The organism is uncultured Hymenobacter sp. (assembly GCF_964242765.1).
GTDB lineage: Bacteria > Bacteroidota > Bacteroidia > Cytophagales > Hymenobacteraceae > Hymenobacter.
The window spans coordinates 2,950-9,863 of the sequence record NZ_CAXTBM010000018.1 but is presented as its reverse complement, the minus strand read 5'-3'; the positions used below and the strand labels follow the sequence as shown (position 1 = coordinate 9,863).

At 57.7% G+C, this 6,914-nt stretch carries 5 protein-coding genes; 3 read left to right on the top strand and 2 right to left on the bottom strand.

Annotated features, from left to right (window positions below; translation table 11 throughout):
- Positions 1-178: 178 nt before the first annotated feature.
- Both ACFE7X_RS09645 and ACFE7X_RS09640 read right to left on the bottom strand, forming a co-directional pair.
- Entirely contained in the window at positions 179-958 is a 780-nt protein-coding gene (locus tag ACFE7X_RS09645) for a DUF2490 domain-containing protein (protein WP_375435469.1), read from the bottom strand.
- Positions 959-1,045: 87 nt separating this feature from the next.
- On the bottom strand, positions 1,046-1,981 hold the full coding sequence (locus tag ACFE7X_RS09640; protein ID WP_375435468.1) for a M28 family peptidase: 936 nt from the start codon (positions 1,979-1,981) through the stop codon (positions 1,046-1,048).
- A gap of 131 nt (positions 1,982-2,112) precedes the next feature.
- On the opposite strand from ACFE7X_RS09640, the gene ACFE7X_RS09635 reads away from it, so the two are divergent.
- The 3 genes from ACFE7X_RS09635 to ACFE7X_RS09625 all read left to right on the top strand — a co-directional run.
- Positions 2,113-4,197 carry an ATP-binding protein gene (locus ACFE7X_RS09635; protein WP_375435467.1) on the top strand — a complete coding sequence of 695 codons (2,085 nt, stop codon included), beginning with the start codon at positions 2,113-2,115 and terminating at the stop codon, positions 4,195-4,197.
- A gap of 94 nt (positions 4,198-4,291) precedes the next feature.
- The gene (locus tag ACFE7X_RS09630; protein WP_375435466.1) at positions 4,292-5,203 is read left to right on the top strand and encodes a flavin reductase family protein; all 912 of its coding nucleotides are present in this window, start codon (positions 4,292-4,294) and stop codon (positions 5,201-5,203) included.
- Between the two features lie 558 nt (positions 5,204-5,761).
- A partial coding sequence (locus ACFE7X_RS09625; protein ID WP_375435465.1) for a DUF4331 domain-containing protein occupies positions 5,762-6,914 on the top strand: 1,153 nt, incomplete at its 3' end.

Sequence of the window (6,914 nt, the reverse complement as noted above, 5' to 3'; positions counted from 1 at the left end):
CAAACAAAGCGTTTCAGCTAACTAACTAGGCACATTAGAAGTTGAATGCTACGACTTATTCGCTAGTTAATTAACTGAGTTGCCGAGTTCTGCTCACTGCCCACGCACAGACGATACGGGCCGGGAATTTCCGCTTGTCCAGACCGACCGGGTTTAAGTGAAGTACTTCTCCCTATTCTTACGGCCCGCCGGTGAAATCCAAGTCGTAGAGGATATTCACTCGGAAGCCGTTGTTGATTTCGAAAACGGGTTGCCCGCTGGCCGGGTCCGGCGTGGCGTGTTGCGTTACTTGGTTGAGGTAATTGAGTTCCACTTTAGCATTGCCGCTGAATTGGTACCCCAGCCCACCGGAAAGGCGGTTTTGGTTGAACACATTGTTCCCAACGTTGCGCCCGAAGCTGATGAAGAGCTCATCAAACGCATTCAGATACCATTCGCCGTCGTCGATGGTGGGGCCTTGCAACGGAAAGCTGCCCGCCAACTGGTACCGGATTCGATGTTGATAGTCCCATTGCTGCACATCTCCGGCTCCTTCTTCGGCTCGCTGCCCTAACCAGCGCTGCTCTAGCCGCAAGCGTTGCTCGAGTTGCAGGCAGCCTAGCGCATCGGTTAGCGTCACGTCTTGGTAGAGGCGGTGTTCGGGTTGGGGCCGGCCGGTAACGGTGGGGTAGCGTCCGTACTCGTGCGTCTGGAAGTAGGTGTAGCCCCCGCTTACCGTTACTCGGTCGGTGAGTTGGCGCCCTATGCCCAGCCGGGCCAGATGCTGCTGCTGCGCACCGAGCAGCTTCACCCGCCGCAGTTGGTACTCGGTGTGCAGCGTCCATTTTTCGCTGAGTTGATGGTCGCCGGAATACACCACCCAGCCCAGCGTGTTGTGGTCGAGCAGGCGGGGTGGGGCCTGCCCAAACCCGGCCGTGGCCACTAAAAAAAGCCCAACTACGAGCGGCAATCTTCTCATATATTCCGGAAAGCGGCACTGAAAAAGGCTCCTGCACTAGTGCCACTTCTTACGCCACCTAGTAGCTACGGTTGGGTTCGTGGCGAATTAAGGGTGCAACACGGTAGCCAGCACGGCATCTACCGCCAAGCCCAGCCGGCGCATGTCCAACCGGTCGAGCGTATCGGTGGGCTCGTGGTAGTGCTGGTTGCGGTAGAAGGCCGTGTCGGTGAGCAGCACGGCCGAATACCCGAACTGCCAGTAGTTGAGGTGGTCGGAGAAGTCGATGCCAGGCAGCCACGCCGGGGCTTTGAACCGCTTAACGGGCAGGGCTGCCGCCGTGCGGTAGCGCCGCGCAAACTGCCGGCCGAAGCGGCCATTCCCAAATTTCTGCGCCACCGTTACGTAGTTGCCCCGGCTACCAAAAACCAGCTTCAGCGGGCTAAACGGATACCGCTGGCTTCCTTTCCGGTCGTCGTAATAGCCCAGCATTTCCAGGGCCACCATGCCCCGCACTGGCACGCCCGCCGCGTACAAGGCCTGGGCGTGCACGTAACTGCCCATCTGGCGGGTCCGAAAGAAAGGTGGTTCTTCCAGCGTGTACGCCACCAAATCAATTCTGTAGGGCAAGCTGATTTGCTGCCCTAGCAGTTGCGCCAGTTCCAGCAGTGCCGCCACGCCGCTGCCGTTGTCGTCGGCACCGGGCTGCTCGCCGCACACATCATAATGTGCCCCAATGATGAGGCGCGGCCCGGTCTCGGGACCAAAGCTACCAATCAGGTTTTGATAGGGTTGCCCCTGTACCTCGTAAGGCTGCTCGGTGGTGCGTGCGCCAGTTGCGCGCAATTGTTGCCGGATATAATCGGCGGCCTGTTGCAAACTCGCCGGATGCAGGTAGTTGCGCGGCTGCGGAGTGCCGATGAGCGTCAGCAGGTGGCGGCGCAGGCGGGCGGTATCGGCCGCGAGGACCTTAGTAGGTTGCTGCGCCCGGACTCGAAACCCTACTAACACGAGCAGCAACAAGCAGCAGAGACGCAGGGACATGGGCAGGAAGAAAAGAAAACGCTGAAGGCTAACACAAGATTAGCAGTTTCGCTATACTGTGAAGCTATTTATGGCAACCCGACTTCAATAGCAAATCAAAATAGATTCTTCCCCATGCTTACCTTTCGGGTATGATTGCACGATTACTAGTTTGTTTTTCACTTGTATTATGTGCTCTTCAGGGGGCCGCGCAAAGTCCGCAAACGGCCGCGTTTCAGTTGGCGCTAGCTCACACCTCCACTGACACCAGCCGGGTACTGCTGCTGGCTGATTTAAGTGCTACCTATCGCTACTCGCATTTCGATTCGGTGCAGTGGTACGCGCAACAGGGCCTGAAACTAGCCCGGCGGATTGGCTACCGGAAAGGCGAAGGCCGTTGTCTTTCGCGCCTGGCCATTTTGCTCGCCGAACGTGGCAACCTCCCCGCCGCCCTGCGCCTCAATTTGCAGGCGCTCCAACTCAACCGGCAAAGCCACGACCCGCGAGGAGAAGCCCGAACGCTCAACCAAACGGGCTTGCTTTATTTCGCCCTCGACGATTTTCGCCCTTCCCTGAGTTACTACTTTCAAGCGCGCGCCACCCACGAACGGGCCCGCCTCGACGATGCGTCCCTGTACGCTAGCATCTTAACCAATATCGGAGCCAGCTACGAAGGGCTAGGACTGCTCGATTCGGCCTCCTACTACCTGCGCCAGGCGCACGACCTTACGAGCACCCCGCCTCCTGCCGGCTGGAGTTGCTGGGGCAACCCGCGGCCCTACATCTTGCGGGAGCTAGGCCGGTTGCAAGCCTCCCGGGGCCTGACTGGGTTGGCCGTGCAGTACTACCACCGCAGCGCCCAGGCGGCTTTGCCCGAAAATGATTTGCGAAGCCGCTGCCGTGCTTTTCAGTATTTGGCGGAACTCTACTATCGCCATCAGCAGCCCGATTCCAGCGTTTTCTATGCCCGGCGAGCCTTGGCAGTGGGTGAAACGCTGCCCTTTATTATGGGGGTGCTGCGTACCAGTACGCTTCTGGCCGATATATTCCGGGCTCGTAGGCAAGATGATAGCACGTTGAAATACATGGGCATCATGCTCACCGCCCAGGACAGTCTGCACAACCCCCAACGCATCAAACAGCTCGATGCCATTGGCTTTGATGAGCAGCTCCGGCTACGGCAACTAGAAGAGCAAAGCACTGATTTGCTGGCAACTATCCGCCTGTATGCCCTTTGGGCGGGGCTTGGCACGCTGCTGATGGTGGCGGTGCTACTCGGGCGCCACACTTACCAGCAAAAGCAAGCCAACCAGCGGCTACAGCACCTGAATCACCAAATAAATCAGCAGAAAGAAGAGCTTACCCGGCAGCGCGACACGCTGGGCCGCATGGTGCAGCAACTACGTACCACCCAAAGCCAACTGGTGCTGCGCGAGAAAATGGCTTCCTTAGGCGAGTTGATGGCCGGGGTTGCCCACGAAATCAAGAACCCGATGAGCAGCGTGAAAAACTTTGCGGCCATTAGCGCCGCCCTGTGCCAGGATTTGCGCGAAGAACTGGCCAAAACCGCGCTACCCATCGACGACCAGCAGATTATCGATGAGATGTTTCACAACCTGAGTTACTACCAGTCCAAGATTGTGTTGCACAGCCAGCAGGCCGAGGGCTTCGTCAACAACATGCTCGACTATTCCAGCACCGGCCCGGCCCAACGTCAGCCCACCGACCTGAACGTGCTGGCCAATGAATACATGCGCCTCACCTACCACGACCTACGCCTCAAGAACCGGCACTTCAACGCGGCCCTGTTTTCCTTCCCCGACGAAACCCTACCCCTGGTACCTGTGGTCCGGCAGGAGCTTGGTCGGGTGCTGGTTAGCCTGTTCACCAATGCTTTTCACGCAGTGCACCAGCGCCAGCGCCAAGCCATCGAAGAAGACTACGTACCCCAGATAACGCTGCGTATCTGCCAACTCGGCGACGAGGCAGAAATCCGGGTTCGCGACAACGGCCCCGGGCTCACCGAAGAGATGCTAACCGATATTTTCCAGCGTTTCTTCACCACCAAACCCGACGGCGAAGGCCTCAGCCTGGGCTTCTGGGTTAGCTACGACATCGTCACGCGCGGCCATGGCGGCACGTTGGAAGTGGAAAGCACATTCGGCGAGTACACCGAGTTCATTGTTACCCTCCCCTTGCAAGGCAAACCGGCCGTTCCCGCCGCCTGGATTAGCTGATTGCTGATGGCAGGCTACTAAACGGCTGTCCGGCTGTGCAGACGCCCGATCAGGCAAGGCGTTCTTTCGTTATCCAACCATAAGTCACCACCCTATGTCTTTTCGCACTATCACCCCGGGTACGCTGCCGGGTTCGGAATGGCATCAGTTTCTGCTGAGCGCCGTGGCCCCGCGGCCAGTTGCGTTTGTGAGCACCATTTCCGCCGCCGGGGAAGTGAATCTGAGCCCGTACTCTTTTTTCAACGTGTTCAGCTCCAACCCGCCCACGCTTGTCTTCTCCCCCGCCAACCGGGTGCGCGACAACACGCAGAAACACACCCTTTTCAATGTGCGTGAGGTAGCCGAATGCGTGGTCAATATCTGCGACTACGCGGTAGTAGAGCAAATGTCGTTGGCCAGCACCGAGTACGAGCGGGGCGTAAACGAATTCGTGAAAGCCGGCCTCACGGAGTTGGCTTCCGACTTGGTGCGGCCACCGCGGGTAGCCGAGTGCCCGGTGTCGTTGGAGTGCGTAGTCGAGCAGATCATTGCCATCGGCGACTCGAACGGGGGCGGCAACCTCGTGCTTTGCCGGGTGGTGCAAGCCCACTTTCGCGAGGATATTTTGCTGGAATCCGGCCCCGGCATTGACCCGCAAAAGTTCGACGCCGTGGCCCGCCTCGCCGGCGACTGGTACTGCCGCGTGACGCCCCAAAGCTTGTTCACGGTACCCAAACCCAACCGCCACCTTGGCATCGGCATCGACCAACTGCCCGAGCACATCCGCCACTCCGATATTCTTACCGGCAACAACCTGGGCCGCCTCGCCAACATCGAGTTGCCGGCAATTCCTACCGCTGAGCAGATTCAGGAAGTCAAGAATGATCCGTTGGTAAGCGCCGTGCTGCAACAGCATTTCGGTAACCTCACCGAGCAGCGGCAGCAGCTCATGCAACTCGGCAAGAAGATTCTGGAGGAAGGCAAGCTGCTGGAGGCGTGGAAGGTGTTGCTGCTAGCGGCGGGATAGGCTGCCGAAGCTAGGGGCCATGCCCGGCACTATAAATGGCGCTAAACATTGCCCTCTCCTTAAGAGTGTGCGCACACTGCAATCAATCGGCCGGCAGTTAGGAAATCGGCTTTATAAAAGCCGCAGTTTTTATAATTATAACAAGATAATAGTATTTATAATAAATAGTAGTTATAGTAAATCCAAACTCAGTTCAATTGACGTAAGCTCCTGAGTACACTTCTCTTTCTATATAGAAGAGCGGCGACTATAGTTCTTGTTCGGTCTGGTGCGGCTGCCCTCATTGGGGCTGCTTTTGCTTTCTACTATGCGCTTTGCGCAAGACAACTGAGCCCTTCGGCTTTGCTGCCTCTTCTCGTTGCAGTGCCAGTTCCCTGCCATCCTCCGAGGGCAGCTTTATATATTTAAAATCTCTTTTATCCCTTGATTGCCAGCATGCACTGTGCTAGCCTTGCTATGCATTTTGCATTAATGCAACCTTCTGATTATCAATTCTTTGTTTTTCGAATAGATTTCTCTTGCCAGTTTTCATTTCACGTTTTCACCTGTTGTTTTTCTATGAAAAGTTTTACCAAACCTATTCATTGGTTGGTCGGGGCTTGTGTCGTGACGACGCTTTCAGTCTGGAGCGCCATGAAGTACACGCCCCTGGAAGCCAGTAGTCACCGCGAAGCGCCGCTCATTGCCGACGACCCGGTGGCCGACAACACGGATGTGTACGCCTTCGTTGACCCCAACGATGCCAACCGCGTGGTGCTGATTGCCAACTACATACCGTTTCAGCTGCCCCAAGGAGGTCCAAGCTACTATACCTTTGGCGAGAACGTGCGCTATGAAATTCACGTGAAAAACAACGGGGCCACGACCGGCGACGATATTACGTATCGGTTCACGTTCAGCCGCACCAACCAGGACCCGACCACCTTCTTCAACGTGCGCCTGGGCCAGCAAAACCTGAAAACCACCTACACCTGCGAGAAAAGTGTGAACGGGGGAGGCTTCAGTGCCATCGTAACCAACGGCGTGGTACCCGCTTACAATATCGGGCCCCGCTCCATCAACACGGCCGTTGGCTTAAGCCAATCTTCCTACACTGCGTTGCGCCAGAGCGCCGTAACCAACGCCAGCGGCGGCGGCAACGAACAAGTGTTTTGCGGTTCTTCCGACGACCCGTTCTTTGTGGACCTGGGAGCCGTATTCGATTTAGCAGGCCTGCGCCTTAACCAAGGGGCCCGCGACGGACTGGCGAAGTACAATGTCAACTCTATTGCGCTGAGCGTCCCGATTGCAACGCTGCAAAAGAACGGCCAGCCCGTCTCGGCGGCGGCCAACATCCTCGACCCCAACTACGTGATTGGCGTCTGGGCCTCGGCTAGCCGCCCTACCATTCGGACGCTGAGCGCCACGGGCGGCGCCACCACGGCCAACTCCACCTACGTGCAGGTGTCGCGCCTGGGCATGCCGCTCACCAACGAGGCCATCAACCCCATCGGCAGCAAGGACCTCTGGAACCGTCGCACGCCTTACAATGAGGACGCTGTAACGGACGACTACCTTTCCAACCCGGAACTGGGCCTCTACATGGATGCCCGCCAGTTTGGTGGGGCTGTGCCCGCCCTGTCGGCGCTCCGCGTGCAAACTAGCTCCTTGGCTGGTTTCCCTGGTCTGCCAGCGGCGGGCTTCGACTTCGGCAACACCCGCTCGGGGCTCT

Bases quoted from the DNA above. Each gene is read 5' to 3' on its own strand.
- ACFE7X_RS09645 (WP_375435469.1), bottom strand. From the start codon at position 958: ATGAGAAGATTGCCGCTCGTAGTTGGGCTTTTTTTAGTGGCCACGGCC.
- ACFE7X_RS09640 (WP_375435468.1), bottom strand. From the start codon at position 1,981: ATGTCCCTGCGTCTCTGCTGCTTGTTGCTGCTCGTGTTAGTAGGGTTT.
- ACFE7X_RS09635 (WP_375435467.1), top strand. From the start codon at position 2,113: ATGATTGCACGATTACTAGTTTGTTTTTCACTTGTATTATGTGCTCTT.
- ACFE7X_RS09630 (WP_375435466.1), top strand. From the start codon at position 4,292: ATGTCTTTTCGCACTATCACCCCGGGTACGCTGCCGGGTTCGGAATGG.